The 19,054-nt window shown below is 39.8% G+C and carries 15 protein-coding genes and 4 pseudogenes; 15 read left to right on the forward strand and 4 right to left on the reverse strand.

Translation table 11 applies throughout. The annotated features are described in order from the left end of the window. The first annotated feature begins 21 nt into the window (after positions 1-21). Positions 22-852 (forward strand): sugar phosphate isomerase/epimerase family protein, encoded by an 831-nt coding sequence (locus AC0VYE_RS12290; protein ID WP_475448251.1) that lies wholly within the window; start codon positions 22-24, stop codon positions 850-852. Positions 853-1,622: 770 nt separating this feature from the next. Here the strand turns inward: AC0VYE_RS12290 and AC0VYE_RS12295 are convergent. Both AC0VYE_RS12295 and AC0VYE_RS12300 read right to left on the reverse strand, forming a co-directional pair. Then, complete coding sequence (locus AC0VYE_RS12295; protein ID WP_475448253.1) at positions 1,623-1,787, reverse strand: hypothetical protein; 165 nt, start codon at positions 1,785-1,787, stop codon at positions 1,623-1,625. Positions 1,788-2,233: 446 nt separating this feature from the next. Continuing rightward, positions 2,234-2,443, reverse strand: a complete 210-nt coding sequence (locus AC0VYE_RS12300; protein WP_475448255.1) for an SDR family oxidoreductase — start codon at positions 2,441-2,443, stop codon at positions 2,234-2,236. Between the two features lie 148 nt (positions 2,444-2,591). On the opposite strand from AC0VYE_RS12300, the gene AC0VYE_RS12305 reads away from it, so the two are divergent. The 6 genes and pseudogenes from AC0VYE_RS12305 to AC0VYE_RS12330 all read left to right on the forward strand — a co-directional run bounded on the left by AC0VYE_RS12305 (position 2,592) and on the right by AC0VYE_RS12330 (position 8,221). Continuing rightward, a complete protein-coding gene (locus tag AC0VYE_RS12305) occupies positions 2,592-3,992 on the forward strand; it encodes a DUF4874 domain-containing protein (protein WP_475448257.1) in 1,401 nt (466 codons plus the stop codon). 340 nt (positions 3,993-4,332) lie between these two features. Beyond that, positions 4,333-4,458 (forward strand): hypothetical protein, encoded by a 126-nt coding sequence (locus AC0VYE_RS12310; protein WP_475448259.1) that lies wholly within the window; start codon positions 4,333-4,335, stop codon positions 4,456-4,458. Beyond that, positions 4,455-4,724: pseudogene (locus tag AC0VYE_RS12315) on the forward strand (transposase); the annotation flags it as partial. The gene AC0VYE_RS12310 and the pseudogene AC0VYE_RS12315, both read left to right, overlap by 4 nt. Before the next feature lie 514 nt (positions 4,725-5,238). Beyond that, positions 5,239-6,015: an imm11 family protein gene (locus AC0VYE_RS12320; RefSeq protein WP_475448261.1), complete on the forward strand. Its 777-nt coding sequence runs from the start codon at positions 5,239-5,241 to the stop codon at positions 6,013-6,015. 1,106 nt (positions 6,016-7,121) lie between these two features. Continuing rightward, positions 7,122-7,628, forward strand: coding sequence for a hypothetical protein (locus AC0VYE_RS12325; protein ID WP_475448263.1), 507 nt, complete (start codon positions 7,122-7,124; stop codon positions 7,626-7,628). A gap of 164 nt (positions 7,629-7,792) precedes the next feature. Then, positions 7,793-8,221, forward strand: coding sequence for a hypothetical protein (locus AC0VYE_RS12330; protein ID WP_475448265.1), 429 nt, complete (start codon positions 7,793-7,795; stop codon positions 8,219-8,221). Positions 8,222-8,575: 354 nt separating this feature from the next. Here AC0VYE_RS12330 and AC0VYE_RS12335 read toward each other — a convergent pair. Continuing rightward, positions 8,576-8,929: pseudogene (locus tag AC0VYE_RS12335) on the reverse strand (stage V sporulation protein R); the annotation flags it as partial. A gap of 45 nt (positions 8,930-8,974) precedes the next feature. Here AC0VYE_RS12335 and AC0VYE_RS12340 point away from each other — a divergent pair. From AC0VYE_RS12340 to AC0VYE_RS12375, 8 genes and pseudogenes are all read left to right on the forward strand, one after another. After that, positions 8,975-12,025: an RHS repeat domain-containing protein gene (locus AC0VYE_RS12340; RefSeq protein ID WP_475448267.1), complete on the forward strand. Its 3,051-nt coding sequence runs from the start codon at positions 8,975-8,977 to the stop codon at positions 12,023-12,025. Continuing rightward, positions 11,989-12,297, forward strand: coding sequence for a hypothetical protein (locus tag AC0VYE_RS12345; RefSeq protein ID WP_475448269.1), 309 nt, complete (start codon positions 11,989-11,991; stop codon positions 12,295-12,297). Before AC0VYE_RS12340 ends, AC0VYE_RS12345 begins: the two co-directional genes overlap by 37 nt. 341 nt (positions 12,298-12,638) lie before the next feature. After that, positions 12,639-12,818: pseudogene (locus AC0VYE_RS12350) on the forward strand (IS21 family transposase); the annotation flags it as partial. Between the two features lie 403 nt (positions 12,819-13,221). Continuing rightward, a pseudogene (locus AC0VYE_RS12355) lies at positions 13,222-13,608 on the forward strand (manganese catalase family protein); the annotation flags it as partial. 199 nt (positions 13,609-13,807) lie between these two features. Next, positions 13,808-14,374 (forward strand): helix-turn-helix domain-containing protein, encoded by a 567-nt coding sequence (locus tag AC0VYE_RS12360; RefSeq protein ID WP_076271192.1) that lies wholly within the window; start codon positions 13,808-13,810, stop codon positions 14,372-14,374. A 218-nt stretch (positions 14,375-14,592) separates the two neighbouring features. Continuing rightward, complete coding sequence (locus tag AC0VYE_RS12365; RefSeq protein WP_475448271.1) at positions 14,593-15,825, forward strand: CynX/NimT family MFS transporter; 1,233 nt, start codon at positions 14,593-14,595, stop codon at positions 15,823-15,825. A gap of 1,208 nt (positions 15,826-17,033) precedes the next feature. After that, the gene (locus AC0VYE_RS12370) at positions 17,034-17,303 is read left to right on the forward strand and encodes a site-specific integrase (protein ID WP_475448273.1); all 270 of its coding nucleotides are present in this window, start codon (positions 17,034-17,036) and stop codon (positions 17,301-17,303) included. Positions 17,304-17,308: 5 nt separating this feature from the next. Then, positions 17,309-17,629, forward strand: a complete 321-nt coding sequence (locus AC0VYE_RS12375; protein ID WP_475448275.1) for a hypothetical protein — start codon at positions 17,309-17,311, stop codon at positions 17,627-17,629. Positions 17,630-17,734: 105 nt separating this feature from the next. On the opposite strand, the gene AC0VYE_RS12380 is transcribed toward AC0VYE_RS12375, so the two are convergent. Further along, complete coding sequence (locus AC0VYE_RS12380; protein ID WP_475448277.1) at positions 17,735-19,045, reverse strand: amidohydrolase family protein; 1,311 nt, start codon at positions 19,043-19,045, stop codon at positions 17,735-17,737. Between the last annotated feature and the right edge of the window lie 9 nt (positions 19,046-19,054).

Below are 19,054 nucleotides of genomic sequence, written 5' to 3' on the forward strand. Positions count from 1 at the left end.
ATACACAGTGGAGGTTAGGATATGTTAAAAGGAGTGAATCAATGGTGTTTTCCTGAAGGTATGCCGCTTCATCAGTTATTCCTGATTAGCCGTGAGGCAGGTTATGATGCGGTTGAGCTGAATGTTAATCCTTTAGGCGGCGTTGGTCTGACCATGGAAACGACTCCGAAGGAGGCAGAGGAGATTGGACGCATGGCAAAAGAGTACGATATTCAGCTGCGAAGCTTGTCTACCTCCTTGCTGTGGCAAACCCCGCTTTCTTCTGCGGACGTGTCTGTTCGTGAGCAGGGGCGCCATGTTGTCGAGAAACAGTTGAAGTTAGCGGAGCTGCTAGGTATCGATACGGTGCTTGTCGTGCCTGGAGCAGTAAGCGAGGAGACTTCGTACGATGAGTGCTACGACCGTAGCCGTGCAGAACTAGCTTTGCTAGTGAAAGAAGCAGAAAAACGACGTGTTCGCATAGGCATCGAAAACGTGTGGAACAAATTTCTATTATCGCCACTTGAAATGCGTGCTTATGTCGACGATCTTCAATCTGCTTATCTTGGGGTTTATTTTGATGTAGGAAATATATTGCATAACGGTTATCCGCAGCAATGGATCAAAATTCTTGGTTCACGTATATTCAAAGTGCACGTGAAGGATTACCGACCAGGTGTAGGCACAGGTCATGGTTTTGTCCCGCTGCTTTCGGGGGGTGTGAATTGGACGGCAGTTCGATCAGCGTTAGAGGATATCGGTTATACCGATACGGTAACAGCTGAGGTCGATCTGTATGCAGAAAGTCCGTTACAGACGTTGTATGACACTTCACGGCATTTGGATATTATTCTTGGTGGAGCTGTGCGATAGTGGGGAAGCTCAGAGAATCGCTTCATGGCACATAAGGAATACAGATCTAGTTTTCCAAAACGCCGCATCATTTGGCTTTCGGCGGTATTTCAGATAGGCGAAAGTCTAGAGAGCAGTGGTTTATTTATGGAGAATTGATGAAGAGAGGACTGCCGTTTCTAGGGGGTCCTCTATTCCGCATACTCTGAAAGAAAGAACCTAGTTATTGTTCCAAGCAATTAATTCAGGTAAGGAGATTTGTTTGTTCAGTACTCCGTGGTATACAAAAAAAGAAAAATAACGTCACAAATGAGATAAGACTTAAATTTCCTGATTGGATTCGGTGCTTTCGGCCACTTTTTAGCCCCAGCTGCGAGGTTTGACGTGCTAAGTACCACAAGTAATTTTTCGTCTTAGAGATGATATGCTGAACCGTACCAAAAGTAGGGCGAAAATGTTGTTAGGAGGACTGTGGATGTAACAACAAAAAACTGACCTTTGAGGTCAGCCAGAATTGCTGAGATTCCTTCTGAACCAGCCTTAATCGGAAAAATGAGGGTTTCTCAACAGTCCGAGCCGCTATACACGCGGTTTTTGTTTTGTCAAAGAAGTTGGCGATGATTTTGCTCGGAACCTGGCAAAGGACTCAGTTATGATATTAATCAATGGAAACACGAAGATGGCGTTTACCAGCCATTGTTTAACCTTGGTCCAGGCCGATACCAGGGTTTTGAAGTCTTTCCTTTGGTGGGCAAAAGGTTCGAGGCGGTCAGCTCATTCGGTCGGCCTGGCTAAAGTAGCACGCTTTCAACATCCTCTTTAGATGTTTGGCCAGTTGATATATGCTCCTCCAGTATATCTTCAATTAGGCTTTGCAATTCTCGTTTAATATCCGCTCTTTGCTGCTCAGGCAAACGCTGCGTCACCACATAAATATAACGGTCAATTAATTCCATGCTGCTCTCCTCCTCCAAGTTCAGTACTCGATTACATCCAATCGAGCCGGTTTAACGCGGACATCGATCTGTTGCTCAATACTTTGTTGAATTTATACGACATTGCTGTCCGCGCAAGCTTCGATTCCAACTCCTACTTCAAGACCTTTTTAAGAAGATGACGGGAATGTCTCCGATGCAGTAACGACATTCGCATTGGTAAAAAAATTGAAACAATTGTAAACAAATCTAAATTGCGAGCGCTTTCTAGCGATGCCTATAATGAATTCAAGGATCCCTTAAGACAGGCAAACGATCAACTAGAGGAAGCTTGCTAATGAAAAGGCTACTCTCACATGTTATTGGGCTGGGTATCCACCGTTAATAAAGATCTGCGCACCAGCAATATTAGAAGATTCACCTGATGCAAGGAACTAAGCTGCTTGCGCAATATCGTCAGGTTTGCCTCAACTGCGAAACGACGTAGCTTGGATCAAACAGCCCAGCAAATCTTTTGAAGAGCTTAAAGGTGTTTTAATGATCCCAGGGAAGAGAGCATTTACACGAATACCTTCACGGCCGAAAGCTGTAGAAACTGCTTTAGATACCGCTCGTACCGCGCCCTTGGATGCCGAATAGCGATTGAGACCTTGACCGATACGTAATAAAAGTGACATAAGAATTCCGTGTATTAGGAAATTAATTCCTCAAACATGTTAGTATTATGTTTTTAAATACTAAACAAAAAATCTACTTTTTTTTCAAGTTAGTGGATAATATCTAATCTGAAGGATGCGGAAATATTATTTATTAAGGAGGATTACAATGAAATACGATGATTTAATTAACTTATCTCCACTGCCTGGTTCAAAGTCTAAGGAGTTGCTTGATAATCCAGACAGGGGTTTTAGGCTAGAGGTTGCGACGGATGCAGAACTCGACAAGAACCCATTTAAACCGGGGTTTGATAGGGGGATTGATTTTTTACAACATCAGTTTGATTACTATAAGGAAGACAAGCCAAAACTGGCCCAAACCTATTTCTACCTTTCGCAATATGAAGAAAAGATGATAGATGATAAAGGTTTTGAAACAATGCAGAGATTTCTTGATGAATTGCGGAAGCTAAAGCTGAAGGCAGTACTTCGATTTACATATGAAACTGACTTTGGTGGACCAAAAGGTCCAACTAATGAATGGGCACTTAAGCATATGAAACAGCTTACTCCCTTCATGGAACAAAATAAGGATATAATCCATGTCTATCAGGCCGGAATTATTGGTGCATGGGGGGAATGGCATAGCTCTAAGCACGAACTGAACGAGAAAGCAATACTAGAAGGGATAATGGACATGGTACCAGAGGGGATACAAGTCCAAGTGCGATTGCCGATTTTTAAAAACTTAATTTCTAGTGATAATCCGCAGTATAATAGGATAGGGTTTCATGATGATTTCATAGTGATAGAACCCCATGAGTGGGATGCCGGTTTAAATCCTTCCTCCGAGCAGTACATTCAAATGGCTGATGAATCTCCTTTTGTTCTTGTAGATGGAGAACTCCCGTGGGGTTCATGGTCACTCGAGGAGGAAGGTTGGCTAATCGATGGCTTTGAAACGATAAAGAGGCTTTCGGATCACCGCTATACTTCTCTAAGTCTAGTGCATAACTACAGGGAAAATGGTGATGAGATCAAATATTCGTTTACGAACTGGAAAGATATATATATTAATGAGGAATGGCTTATTCAGAATAAACTACATTTCTCTGAAGCGTGGTTTAAAAATGATAAGGGAGAAAGAGTGGGAAGAACCGTTTTTGAATACATCCGCGATCATCTTGGTTACAGGCTGGAAGCATCAAAGCTTGAAATCGGTTTCGAGGAAAAAGAGAGCGCTGCAATAGCAGTAAGGATTGATATTGTTAATCATGGATTTGCTGCTCCCATTGGACTAGAAACAAGCGAGTTAGTAATATTGAATAAAAAAGGAGAGGTGCTGCATTCGGCTTTAGTAGACTCTCCAGCAGAATGGCATCCTCATGCACCTAGTGACGATGAAAGAAAACTGCTTACGCATTCAATTATAGGAGAGTTGCCAAATTCATGCTTAACAGAATCATGTATGTTAGGTTTGAGGATTAGTAATGCTAGTGGTGAAGGTGCCCGCCTTGCTAATGATATACAATTTGAGAATGGGATAAATATTCTCATAGCGTTGAAGTGATTACTCCTCATGCAATCACGGCATGAGCTAATTCAAAGTCTATTTTTTTGAGATTGAGTCCTAAATCTCACTTAAAATAATTGATTATGAAAGCAATGTAGACGACTGCATTAAGTTCCATTGCAAAGATTTAATTTTCAAGGTAAAACATAGTTACTTTATATGTTGATAAATATAATATTGCATGGCAATTTTTACAGAGAGCCTGTGGGAAAGCATCCCCCGGCTCTTTTCTATTTCATTGACATTCCTGTTGAGGCTAAGAAATAGCCTTTGTCAAAAAAGGAGCGCCTCGGTATGATGGGTTTGTCCAATACACCATCAAGGAGGCGCTCTTACTATGAAGTTTAAGCAATCAGACGCACAAAATCAACGGATTGAACGAATTACCACCTCGCATCTCGTCGTAGGGATCGACATGGCCAAAGAAACGCATGTTGCACAAGCTACGAATTTCCAAGCCTGAATTTGGCTGAAAGTACGTCAGGAAAGAGAAAAGGACGAATTGTTCTTTCGAAACGAGGAGACTCCACCTTGCGAAAATATCTCTATCTCGCGATGGTTCAGCTCGTTTGGAATAATCCCGTATTCCGCCATCTACATGAGCATAATGTGCAAGAAAAGAAGATGAAAAAGCAGCAATCCATATTTAAGTTAATAGGAAAGCTGGCACGAATTTTAGTTGGTAATGTTCAACGGGGAAAAAATTCATGCCAGAGAAAACCATCCTGAGCTGGGCAGAAGCGGCTTAAGTTAAGAAGCAATCACGTATATTGACTCATTCGCAGGATTTCACAAAGAAAGCACGGAGGACCGAGTTCGTGTCCCATAAGGGCTCAGACCCATCCGCTAAACGCTATCGGTCTCCACACCTTGGACAGGTATAACGAAGGAATGTAAGGGCATTGACCCGTTGAGTTGTGGGAGGGTGAACCTATAGGGATCATGTGGAGTATGCGTGCAGTAGAGATAGCCTGGGGAATACTTCCTGAGTGTTCCTCTATTTCCGCATGCCCAGCCCATCACCTCAACCGGCATCAACTGCGTTGCTTTATGAGATGGACTTGATCCAAGGTGACGAAATCCTGCGAATGAGTGAGTATATGTGAGATAAATCCTTAAAACCGAGGGACGGGACACGATAGTTGAACAATCAAGGAGTAGTTTGCTGCGGCTGCTGCTCCATTAGTCGAATTACTTACAGGAAAAATGAGGGTTGGGACTTCAGAATGAAAGGATGAACAATATGAAAGTTTGGAGATTGCTTTATAGTTCAAATGCCACATCAATCATGCTTAAAAATGATAAATTGCAAATTAACTATTTTGAAAAGAAGTTAGATGACTTTATTCCGGTCGAAATGAAAGTGGTGAAGAAAGGAAAATATAATGATTTTTATGATTATTTGCCTGGGATACCTATTATTTCTTTGGAAACAAAGGAGTTTCTTTCAACATTCATCGAAAACAGTGTGCAATTCCTTGAATTTAGATTAAAACAAAATATATTTGCTTTAAACGTGACTAATGTGATCGATTGTATCGATTATGATAAGTCTATAATTATAGATGGTTCAATTCAAAAAATTGAATTCGATAAAAGTAAGTTAGAGGGGCAATATATTTTTAAAATTCCTCAACGTAGAAGGTCAGCTGTATATGTTACTGATGCTTTAAAAGATATTATTGAAAAATCACCTTTTAAGGGCTACGAATTCGATGAAATATGGGATTCAATGAACACGGGTGATGATGAGAGAGAAAGAAAATTGAGGTATGAAGAAGAAATCCAGAGAATAGAAAACATCGTAGGAAAGACTTATACTTGGTTGGAAGCCTATGAATTGGTTGAACAAGGTAAATCATTTATTAGTAGCAAGTGGAAAATACAGAAAAATAAAAACGGTGTTATTGTTCTAGGTGATTTGCTAGATGCTCTTAAATATCGCTGGATGGAACCGATGTTCTGGCCTCCAATTCTCTTTGACTTAACCTGGTATGAAACGGAAAAATCAGATTTATAATCGGAGGTTATAGTGACGAGGCTGCCGGCTTAGAGCGGCGACCTCGTTAAGCTAACGGATAACGATAGTTGAACAATCAAGGAGCAGTTTGCTGCGGCTGCTATTTTACTTTTTAAGAAAAAGGTTTTTGTATTGAGAATGTACTGAGAAAAAATTCTGTATATAAAGGGAGGCGAGGCCCCTCGCCTCCATCTCCACCAAGGAAAACCCGACCTCATGAGGTCGGGTTTTTGCATTTGTTGTAGGCAATAAGTCGGAAGTTGCTAATACTGCTTTCATGATGGATATTTCGAATCTTCTACGATCTTTTGCTTTGAGTTTTCCGTTGCCGTAAATGAATGTTCGCCATTTTGATTATACATTACTCAGCCTTTAACCATTATCGTGTGCGCCTGTTTCAGTATCTGTTGTTTCTTCAGCCAAGATAACCTGCTCTTTAGATGCCTTGTCACATTTTTCGTTTCTTATTGTTCTAGTTGCTTGTTGTTAAGACCATCCACTTCAACTTTGTACTGCCAACCTTTGTTCATATAGAAATCCAGCTTTATATAGCTGCCATCTTGTTAATTAAAAATAAAACCTATTCCAGACGCACGAAGTTATTTCTGCATCAGGACTATCTATCTGTACATACACCTGTACATATGTATACCTGTATGTACAGGTGTTGTAGTTAGACACAATTATTTGTTGGGGTGAACAATGGGGATTGTTATTAGTTTTGGTATTCAAAAAAGAGGACAGTTTGTTGACTTCTTGGCGTTCAATTATGTCCTAAAGCTTACTCAACATGGAGCAACAGATTGTTAAATATATCTGATGTTATGAGGGACCTAATAAATTTAGGTTCCTCTGAGGGTTCAAATAGCACCTCTATGTGATTTTCAACAGCCAGGCTTGAAAGGGGAAGCTCTGCGTTGGGGTAGCAAGAAATAAAACGGAAGTGGAACAGATAGCGTTCGTGCTGATTTGTGTTGTAGACTCAAAATATAATGTATTAAGCTTACGGTACTCCATTACGCTAAACGGGCAGGAATGCTTAAAAAGGATGAGGAATTTCTGTAACAAAGAAATATCTTGTAAACATGATAATTAGGAGGAATTTTATGCGAATAGATTTTCGGGTCTCACATGATGATTTCGATAACTACATTGACTTTACGGAATCACAAGTCTTTTTCTCTGCCCCAATTGAGCAAATGACTGGTTTTCAGGCTTGGGGCATTGCAGTGCTAAGTCAATCGTTTCTTCATGCTGAATTGAAAAAGTACATGAATATTGAAGGGGATATCTATGTCTCTGGTATGGTTTCGGTTGTATTTCCCAGTATAGAAGCTGGAAGCATCGAAGTAGCGCTCTATACAGATGATGGGATAGGCTTTATGGAGGGGCCCAATGGTATCGCACGAGTTACTCGGAGTTGGGGAAAAGTCAGTTCTGATGATGTAAAGCAGTATTCGACTGACTTTATCTCTGATTGGCCATATGGGTCTGGAAGTATTCACGTTTACTCTAAGCAAGAAATTATGTTTTCAATTGATGTGCAGGACTGCATCCCTATAGAGAAATACATACATGAACCAAAAAAGTATAGTTATCGGAAAGTCCATTGAGCTAACGGAGAACGATAGTTCAATAAAAACATGGAAGCAGCTGACCACAATGATCGGCTGCTTCTTTATGCAAACGGGAAGGATAGTTAATTCATCTAACGAATAACTAAATTATGGAGATCTTTCGTAGTTCGTACGATTTTATATATGGGAGGTAGGGTTTAATGATAAATGTCAAAGAAGCTGAAAACCAATTAAAAGCAATGATCAGAAATATAAATGCTGATGATATATTGAATATTTGGAACACGTTTAAGACATTTGCCAAGGTAGATGTTGAATGTGCTGAATCTGCATTATTATTTCAGTGTGGTGTTTATAATTTTACTGGAACTGATCTATTTTATTTCGATTTTGTTCGTCAGTTTACAATAGAGGAAGAAGGTGAATATTCGCATATGGAACAATTACATTGTGAGTATACATTTACTCCTTGTGATGAATTAAAGTCATTGAAAAAGTTACTTTGGTCATATGATACTGATGATAATCTTGCTTTGTTTTTTACAACAGTTGAATCATTTAAGGAATTTTCAATTCCAATTAGCCAAAATTTTCTCATTGAATTAAAAGTTTATCAAGAGGAAATTTAAGGCCTACGTTTTCATAAAAGAGAAGTACGAATTTGATATAATTATACTGAACATGAGCAAGCTCTACTGTGGCTTGCTCTTTTTATTAAGCTAACGGGACACGTTAGGTTGAATAGCTTAAAACGATGAGCAGGTGCTGCGGTAACTTGCCCTTTTTAAAAATCTAGCGGTTAACTAGAGCTTATTGGTGCTTGAAAATGATGGAGAAAATATTCTGTATATAAGAGGTATCCACCCCCCTTCGCCTCCTCTGTCCGAAAAATAGAAAACCCGATCTAGTGAGATCGGGTTATTTGTATCAGCATTATGCATGTTAGCTCTTCAAGGCAAAGTAATGAAGCAATGTCCATATTATCAGACAAACTTCCGACTCGTTTTCTTCCCATCACAGCTGAACACAATCTTCTTATCCTCAACAAGAGTCTCAAGGTGTACGTTTTTCCCCCAAAGCTGAACGACATGAGGCAGTGTACGCTCAACATACTTCTAATCCAATTCCATACCCTCATACTCGTGGATTAAATAAAGCTCACCCACACGATTAAAATCCCCATCCTTGACCATCAAGCTAGGAAATCCGCCGTTTACTTTCGAATAAACAAGCTGATCGCGAATCTTCTCCCACGACTTATCGGTAATTTTCCATTTAGGGCCTTTTTTCTCGAAAATGTATAGATCAAGATCATTAACCAGATCCTTCGTCAGGTAATAGAAGAAACGTTTGGATACAATGCTGAAGATTTATTGATTCAAATGATCAGTAAAAGTAATTATCGCGATCCGATAGATGGAACAACGAAATCGGATAGTGTGATCACGAATTACTCACAGTTTAACCAATATAAACAACCAACGATGTCTAACACTACTACGAGCGGACAGCAATATACCATGCAACCAACGAATACGACTTTGCAATTGGTATATGATGCTAAAGGATTGAAAATTACGGAAGAAACGACAAATGTGAAGTTATTCGAGAATGCAATACCACAATCGTTAACAATAAAATATGAGTATGATTTGTGGAAAAGAATTAGCAAGCAGACTTATCCTGACAATAGCTTCGTGAAATATACTTATGATAGTAAGGATCGATTGACATCGGAGGCGTTTACACCACCACCAAGCAATACGGGTCCCGAACGAAAGACAACGTATTTATACGAAGATACTATTCGTAAAATGACCAAAACCCTGCCAGATGGTGAAAAGTTAATTACACATGTTACCCCATATGGTGAAACAGAAAAACAGCTTCGTCAAGTGGGATTAGGCGAACGGGTTATGGTTAGAAATGAATTGGATGCGAGTGGGCTATTAGTCAAGGCTACGCTACCTTTTGACGATGTCGCTCAAAAAACAAGTATTAGCTATAGCATCTTTGGAACGCCGAAGGAAGTTACAAATCCAATCGGACAAAAGACGATTACTGCGATCTCAAATGCAGCATACAAAACGAATGGAACAGCTACTTATCTACAAACGACAACGAAAGTGATTTCTCCTGATGGTAAAGAGACATGGAGTTATCAAGATCGGTTGGGAAGGACATTAAAAGTAGTAGAAAAAAGCGGTTCTAAAGTTAGAACGACTCAATATGAATACACCACTCTTGGTCAAGTTTCTAAAATGGTAGTCAGTGGTAATGATGACATAAGCCAAACGACGCAATATAAATACGATGGACAAGGAAATCTGATTTACTTAAAAGATAATACGGGTATCGTGAATAGCTATGTTTACAATCATTTAGGTCAGGTTATTTCAACTTCAATCAATGGAGAAGTTCAGAAACAAAGTAAGTATAACGAAGTCGGTTGGTTACTTTCAAAAACTGATGCAGCACAATTAAAAGAGACGTATCAATACCAAAATACAGGTTTGTTGAGTGTCTATATTGATAATAAAGCGCAGAGTCATGAATATTCATACACACCGTATGATGAATTGAGACGAATCTCCACAAAAAATGCTGCAGGGAATGAAGTGTTTTGGAAGGAAACGACTTTTGATCCAGTAAGCCGATTGGTTACTTCTTTGAACACAAGTGATAATCAAAAAATAGATTATCAATATGATTCATGGAATCGATTGAACGGACAAAAGGTTGCTAATCGTTTATATACAATGGAGTATGACAACAAAGACAGACTAGAAACCATTACTTATCCAGATCAAAAGAAAGTTATTTACACCTATGATCCATTAAACCGATTAAAGACGGTTGTCTATCCAGGCATGAATACAGTAAGTTATGACTATACGACGAACGTAAATCAAAATAAAACGGCCTTAACCTACCCAAATGGTATTGTGCAGGAACGAATTATAAATGCATTTGGCGAAATATCTTCTTATGAGCAAAAATCTAACCGGCAGGAGCTAAAGTGGATTGAAACATTGGGGTATGATTCCTTTAGTAATATAAATACAATTAACCGAAATGGAAGCAGTGAAATTCAAACCTTTAAGTACGATGGGTTAAATCGGATTGAAGTGGAGGTAACAGCGAAAGGAACTAAAAAATATACCTATGATGCGAAAGGCAATCGCCAGACAGTAGAAGGGGATCCGCTTTCTGTTGGTATTGATCTGGAGGAGTACACGTATAATGCGGATAATACGTTGAAAACTTACTCCTCATCGGAGGGAATACAGGCTACCTACACATATTATGGGGATGGGCTACGTGCGAGTAAAGAAGTAAATCAAGTGTACACCAGATATGTTTATTTAAATGGTCATATCATTGAGGAACTCGATAAGACTGGCAATACAAAAGCTCGAAATATCTGGGGTAATGAACTTCTTTATCGGCAAGATTCCACCACAAATAAAGCAGGGTATTACAGTTATAATAGTCATGGAGATGTAGTTAAAATAACAGATGCGACCGGAGCTATCCTTAATGTCTATGAATATGATATATGGGGCAATCTGTTATCTCAGTTTGAAGAAAAGATATCCAATCCTTTCAAATACACCGGTGAAGTATATGATGAGGAAAGTGGATTATATTATCTTCGTGCAAGATATTATGATCCTAGTATTGGGAGGTTCATTACTAAGGATACGTATGAAGGGGAGATTAATAATCCACTGAGTTTAAATCTTTATACGTATGTTTATAACAATCCTTTAATGTATACTGATCCTTCTGGTAATATTCCTAAGTGGTTGACTTATGCTTGGGAGGCTGCCACTCAAACTTATTTAACAATAACTCCAGGCGTAAATGTAGTTTATGCAAACTATATGTTGTATAAAGACATACAGACTTTGAACGATCCAAATGCTCCTATAATAATTAAAGCCGCTATTGTAATTGGTTTCATCCCTAATGGCGGTGTGTTTAAAAAGGGCGGACAATTATTTGTAAATGTAATGAGGGAAGGTAAATTAATCTCTGCGGAAGTTAGCTCATCTATAGTATGGAAAAATTATTTAAAGCACGATCTTAGAAGCATTAAGGGATATAAGAAAATGACGTGGAGTGATGTTAGAGCAACAACAAAAAATGGCCCTGCCATGTATAAGAGTGGAGTTAATATTGAGTCTTTAGAACGCTATGCTTGGGAATACGGTACCGATGTAACTAATGGTAAAACTTGGAAGGTAATGAAGTTTGATGAGGTAATAGGTGCAACGCTTGGAAAAGATACTAAGTATATGAGGGTAGAACTGACAGATGGTAATACAATTCATGGTCATCCTATCACGGAGCAAGAATATAAAAATCTTCTTAAATTCAGTGGAGGTTATGTATGTTTGAAAAAATTAATTTCAAGTCAGGTCAAGTAATTCTTAATGATTTTGATTTTAATGATAATATTCCTTTAGATGAGCAAACTTGGTCATTTAAAGAGGATATAATACAAGTCAGATATGATAATGATTATGTGTTGGATTTAGGATGGTATCCAGAATTTAATATGCAGGAGGGAAGTTTTAAATTAATTATAGTGAAAATAGATGATTGGTTGAATCCTATATTTTGCAAGCGAACAAAATCTCTAAAAGAAATTTACGATAATATTAATGAAGCAATATTATTAGTTGAAACACTCAAGTAATCGAGAGAGTAAAATATCTTGTGTAAATAGATAAATAGCATAAAGGAAGACCTTAACTTGTAGAATGCATTCACCTCAACACCATTCACAAAAAAGAGGTCTTCCCTATGAATCATTTTACTCTAGTCCAAGCTCTAGTTACAAAACAGGACTGACAGAGGTTTTCCGTACCGCCTGGAATTGGCTATGAATCATTTGTAGAAATGAAATTAAATGCGTTTCTAGACTATGAAAAGTACGATCAAATTCACGTAACAGTTGTAAAATATCAGTTCCTCCGTTATCAAAATGGAACAGGATTACGTGTGGTATCGACCCGTTCTAAGATAGTATTTTCCATATTCACTGTGTTTGCAGCAGACTTTGGGTTTCACGTTAAACCTTGTATCGCAGGGCGTCCTCGCACCAAAGGAAGCGTGGAAGCTCAAATGAAGATCCTAGATGAAATTCGTGCCTATCAAGGGAAGTTCAACTTACCTGACCTCCAAGAATACATTCAAAGGCTGTGCGATCGTGTCAATTAATCGTTCCACTTACCTGATAATGTGACAAATGAATAGTGATGAAAAGAAAAATTGACGAAAGGTGAGTGGTAAATGAATAATTATGGGAGTATTGCTTTTCATTCAGCAAATTTCTTAAGTAAGGAGAATTCGACCTTTTTTAAGGTGGCACAGTATGATTAGATGCATCTAGACTGGCCTGAATTTTTTTTGTTATGCAGGCAGCTCTTCTTGGTAATAAGCAGCCTCGTTGAGCTTGGGAATGATAATTGAACGATCTTGGTATTACGTTGAGAGCAGCGTGAGACGAGATTTTGGTTGTCGAGTAGCCACTTCATAGTCAAAAGGCATTAATACCGAAATATTCAAAATCGAAAAGCTTTGCTGTGTCTAGGAAAATCATCACTGTTAATTACCATGTACCAACGAATTTGCACACCTTGAGATGATCGCGACCATGATTTACAAGCTGACAAAAGATGCAACGCCAGAGCAGCTTAAGGCTGCAGGCCTAGGTGCTCATTATGTGGCTCATGACAGCGCCTTATTCTATGAGAATGCAGGAGGCGTACCGTTTACGGCCGCCTATATTCAAGCCAAAGGCGATCCAATTGCGGATCTATATGAGGATATAGCGGCGGAGGAGAAGGCTAGGGCGACGTATCAGTGGCTGATTGATCTAACAGACGATGTGGATCTGCAGGATAGCTTGAAGTATTTGCGGGAGCGGGAGATTATACACTCTTTGCGGTTCCGGGAAGCGGTGGAAATACTTAAGGATAAGCGGGATGAAAAGATATTTTATTAGAGGGAACCTCTCTGCAGGATGCTGCGGGGAGGTTTTTTACTTTTGTCTGCTGATGTTATTAAGCTATCGGCAGAATAGTTACATAGACGTCAGTATTTTGCATAGGAAAATAGTCCACCATCCAATACTAATTGTATGGAAAAGAGTCTAGATAAACAGTATACTAGCTATAATTGTTTTTTGTTGAGGTGAATATCAAATGGATGAAATCGATGAATCAAAACAGCTTGTGTTACAAATCGGCGGTGCCTTGAAAAAGTACAGAAAAGAAAAAAACATGAGCTTAGACGAATTAGCGGAATTAACGGGTGTAAGCAAACTTACTCTGGGGAATATCGAACGTGGCGATACAAATCCAACTTTGGCGATTATATGGAAAATTTCGAAAGGCATGTCTTTACCGTTATTGGCTTTGTTGAAATCAGAAGACCCTGTTAGTTTGTATCGAGCAGGCGAAGGGCTGCGGTTTTCTAATGATCAAAAAAATTGGATCATTGAACCAGTCTTTAAAAACGCAAGCAACGATATTGAAATGTGTCGGGCTTACTTACAGCCGAATAGCTCGTATCACCCTGAAGGTCATCATGCGAATACAACTGAAATTGCGACAGTAATGACTGGTTCCATTGAAATTCAAGTCAATGGAGAGGTTTACACATTGAATCAATATGATACGATCAGTTTTCGTGCAGATTGTCCTCACTCTTATACCAATCATTCGAATAGCGAAACAGTGCTCCATATATCCTTAAAGTATGATTTCTAAAAGTCAGAAATCCCACTTATTTAATACAACTCCGAATTCCATGACGGGAATTCAGAGTTGTATTTTTGTTTTCAGATGATAATATATATTATACAATACCACTTGTTAAAAATAATATACTATACTATACTTTTAATATTCGCGCGGATGTTAATTCATAGTTTTTCAATCATCAGGAAATAAATTATACGTATAAATTCAGGAAGGAGAAATGAAGAATGTCGAACAAACAAAATAAAAAAGCCGTACCATCTTCTATAGGACTGATAATTCTCGGCCTTATTGTTATTGCAGCTAATTTACGTGCGCCTTTAACCTCAGTCGGTCCTCTAGTGAGTTTCATAAGGGATGACGTTCGTATTTCAAATACATTAGCCGGCCTAATAACAACGGTACCTTTGCTTGCCTTTGCTTTATTATCGCCACTAGTACCAAAATTAGGACGAAGGTATGGTGATGAACGTATCATTTTGATTGCCCTAATCTTTCTGACTGTTGGCATTGTAATACGTTCTTTATCTGGCGCAGCTAATCTGTATATTGGGACAGCAATTCTTGGATTCGCAATTGCCATATGTAATGTATTATTGCCAAGTTTAATCAAAAGGGATTTCCCAAATAAAATTGGCTCCATGACAGGTATTTACTCCATTTCAATGTGTTTATTTGGAGCAATCGCATCGGGAATCAGTGTACCGCTAGCCGTGAACGCAGGTCTAAAATGGCAGGGAGCATTGGGAATATGGGGGATTCTAAGCTTTGTATCGATTCTCTGTTGGCTACCCCAATTAAGAAATCAAGCGAAGCAAACAACCACGATGAGTCAACAGATAGCCAGCAAGGATGTGAATGTTTGGAAATCCCCTCTTGCCTGGCAAGTAACCTTGTTTATGGGTATACAGTCCATGGTTTTCTATGTGTTGATCGCATGGTTGCCTGAAATTTTAAAGCAGCAAGGAATTGACTCAAACCAATCAGGATGGTACCTCTCGATAATGCAGTTAGCTCTGCTTCCATTTACTTTTATTGTGCCCGTTATTGCTGGGCGTATGTTTAGCCAACGTTTGTTAGTGGTCATCATAACCATTTTGCTTATGACGGGAACGCTCGGACTTCTATACGGTAGCTCCAATATAATTCTGTTATGGATAATAATACTTGGAATTGGTGGAGGCTGCGCCTTTAGTTTGTCCATGATGTTTTTCGGTTTACGTACTGAAAATGCGCATCAAGCAGCGGAACTGTCTGGCATGGCGCAATCGATCGGATATCTTCTTGCCGCAATCGGTCCTGCCCTTATAGGATTTCTGCATGATTTGACAAATAGTTGGAATTTACCACTTTTCATTCTGCTTGGCGCTTCGGTCTTACTCTTTTTAGTCGGTATAGGAGCAGGAAGAAACCGTTTTGTAGGTAGCCGAAATAGTTACGAACTGCCACAGAAAGGATGATGAATAGGTTTGACAAAATTATTGTGGCAATTGATAAAACTGAAATAACGAACAAACTCCTCGATGCAATCGTTGAATAACCTGAAACAAACAAACTCAAGTTACCTTGGTTAATGTCAGCCACAAGGTTTCACAGCTATCAAGTTGCCCAGTCCTCATTGTGCATTAACTCCTTCGGAAACTGCAGAGATGATGCATTGTTATAATAACGTAGATCTTTAGTTCGATAAAAGAGCGACAGTCCAGGACTTTATTTACTCGTCCTTGGCTGTCGCTGTTTCAATTTCTAGGGTTAGTCTAAAACTTATAATATGGAGTCTGGTGGTATGACAATTCGAAAAGCCGCGTGGAATATAGACATCAAGTCTAATACTTTATTTTCGGCTGACACAGCCCCCTGCTTGTTTGAGCTAAAGAAGATCGATAGTATTAGATTTCCTCCTGTTGATGAAGTAAGGACATTGAAAAAGTCAATTTGGTCATATGATACGGATGATAATCTTGATTTTTTTTCAATAGTTGAATCATTAAGGAATTTTTAATTCCAATTAGCAGTAATTTTCTCCTTGAATTAAAAGTTTATCAAGAGGAAATTTAAGGCCTATGCTTTCATAAAAGAGAAGTATGTATCAGTTATAGATGTTCTGATCATGAGCAGTCGCTGCGGTGGCTTGCTCTTTTTATTAAGCTAATATTATTTGATGAACCTACCTCTGCATGGGACCCGGAATTGGTAGGTTTAGTCGTTGAAGGAAGGGTCAGCGAAGGATATATTCAACCATCCTAAGGAACAACGAAAGAGACAATCTTTAAGCAGGATTTTGAAAAACCATGAGTACACGATCTAGGCCAGCAGCATTCCGCTGCTGGGCTTTTTTTTGTTGATTAGAAGCTGTCAGAGTACATAGCGCGACTTAATATGATTATTTTCATAAAGGTTAAAAAAAGTTGAACCTGTCTTTTAAAACCCGGATAAATTCGGTCATAGCAGCAGTTGTATAAGTATCTTTTCGACGTATGAATAGAGTCGGTGTTCTAAGGGACTTATTGGCGATTTCTTGTGATCGCAAGTGATATTGAACCATGGCTCTCTCTCAATTACCGAGCGGGGTAGAAAGGAGACCCCGAGACCATAGTTAAATAGCCCCAGTGTAAAACCTTTTATTCGAAGCAAACTAGAATTAATTGCTCTTATAGGAGGTTTTATTGTGATCTTAAGTGAACTTTGGAATCATTATGAGGCGGATAAACGAATTCAAGGATTTAGCCCAAATACATTGCGTGCTTATGCTTTGCAACTCAAGATGTTGATTACGGATCTCGGGGATATAGATATTTCGAGGGTAACTCTAAATCTCCTGAAGGAATACTTAGCAAAGCAATCAGATCGTTTAAAGCCAAGCAGTCTAGGGCACCGTATCCGCTTTTACGGGAAAGAGCTCTTCTTGAATTTCTATATTGTACGGGTTGTCGTATAGGTGAGGTGGAGAAGTTAAACATTGAGGACTTGAACTGGGAAAACTGCTCGGCCATTGTAAATGGAAAAGGGGCAAAGCAAAGAGAAGTTTACTTCACCTCGGAGTGTAAAGTATGGTTGAAAAAGTATTTAGACAGTCGCGAATACTCGTGTAAAGCCCTGATTGTAACAGATACCAATCCAATGAAACGAATGGCTATACCGACGCTCAGATGGACATTAAAGCGGTTAGCATCTCGCGGGGCAGTTATTTGGAGGAACGTTGATCTGGCTGTCGTTCCTGACAGGAGGATTTGGATTAATAGTTTAAAGTCGAAGAGGGACTAGTCTGCAGTCTCTCTTCTTGACGATTTTACGATCAGCAACGGCATCATCATCTCCGGTTCGCTCATCATTCGCATTGACGACATTGTATAGGGAGATCGAACCCGATTAACCTAGTTGCTGCGAACCATTGAACCACACGGATGTGATCGACAAGGTATCCGAGATATTGGTTGTCGGATCACCGTTTACGAGAATAAGATCAGCGCGCGCACCTTCGGTAATACGGCCGCGATCGTGAAGACCAAAGCAACGGGCCGGTTTGGTAGTAGCCGACTGAAGAGCTTCAATCGGAGTGAACCCGGCCTTCACCAGCAGCTGCATTTCGTGGTGGACGCTTGCTCCGTGAGCAAGGCCGCCAAGGTTCGGAACGGGAACCGGCGCAACATCCGTCCCTACCAGAATATCAACTCCGGCACGGTGAAGATCCATCACATTCTTAAAGCTGTTCTCCATATTGCCTTGCGGGAACGTATTGAAGCTTGAGTTCAAAATACCGATCCAATCCGGACTTAATTTGGAATGAACACGCGGATCATTCGCCAATTCCGATGCCGGTTTCCCAACAATCGATGAGTTCAACACCAAGCACGGTGTAACAAAAGCGCCTGAATCCGCTATGGATTTCACCAACTCGGACGTGTACTCGGGTCTGTCGATAAACAAGTGGCCCAAACCGTCGACTCCAAAATCGATGGCTGCTTGCGATGAAAGAGCCGTCAAGACGTGGGCGATGACCAGCTTATCGAACTTGTGGGCTTCTGTCACGGCTGTTTTTAGAATCTCGTCGCTTAGAACAGGCAGGCCGGGTGCACCCATGACCGTCCCTTCTTCAATCATGATTTTAATATAGTCGGCACCATTCTCCACTTGAGTATGCACATGTTTAATCGCTTCTTCCGTCGTCGTCACTTGCGGTATTTCATCGTGATCGTGAGCGTATGCGGCTAACATCGCTTCCCGGTCTTCCTCCGATAACTTCTCTAGCTCCTTTAACACGAATTCCGGTATTTCATCCCCATCCGGCAGCAATTCATCTGGGTGTCCGCCCGGAGCAGTGATTGCTGTGCCGGCAGAACGGACGTCTGCAATATCATCCACATTTTTTAACTGGATCTCGCGTCCTCTTTTCGTAAAATCGCCGTTCATTTCGAGTTCTGTCGTAACGCCGAATTTTAAGGCATCTCGTAATCCGCCGATTGAGGTGTGGACATGTGCATCAATCAGACCGGGCATTAAAGTCGCATTTTCCCCATCGATAATCGTCGCATCGGCCGGAAGGTCTCCGCCCACTGCAATAATGGACTCCCCTTTGATGACAACATGTCTTGACGAAATAATTTGTTCTCCATCAAAAATACGTACATTTGTAATCGCCGTAACTTGTTCTAACGCAGCATTTTGAGTTATTTTCTCCATTTGAAATTC

It is taken from the genome of Pristimantibacillus sp. Z349TD_6, from assembly GCF_056173205.1.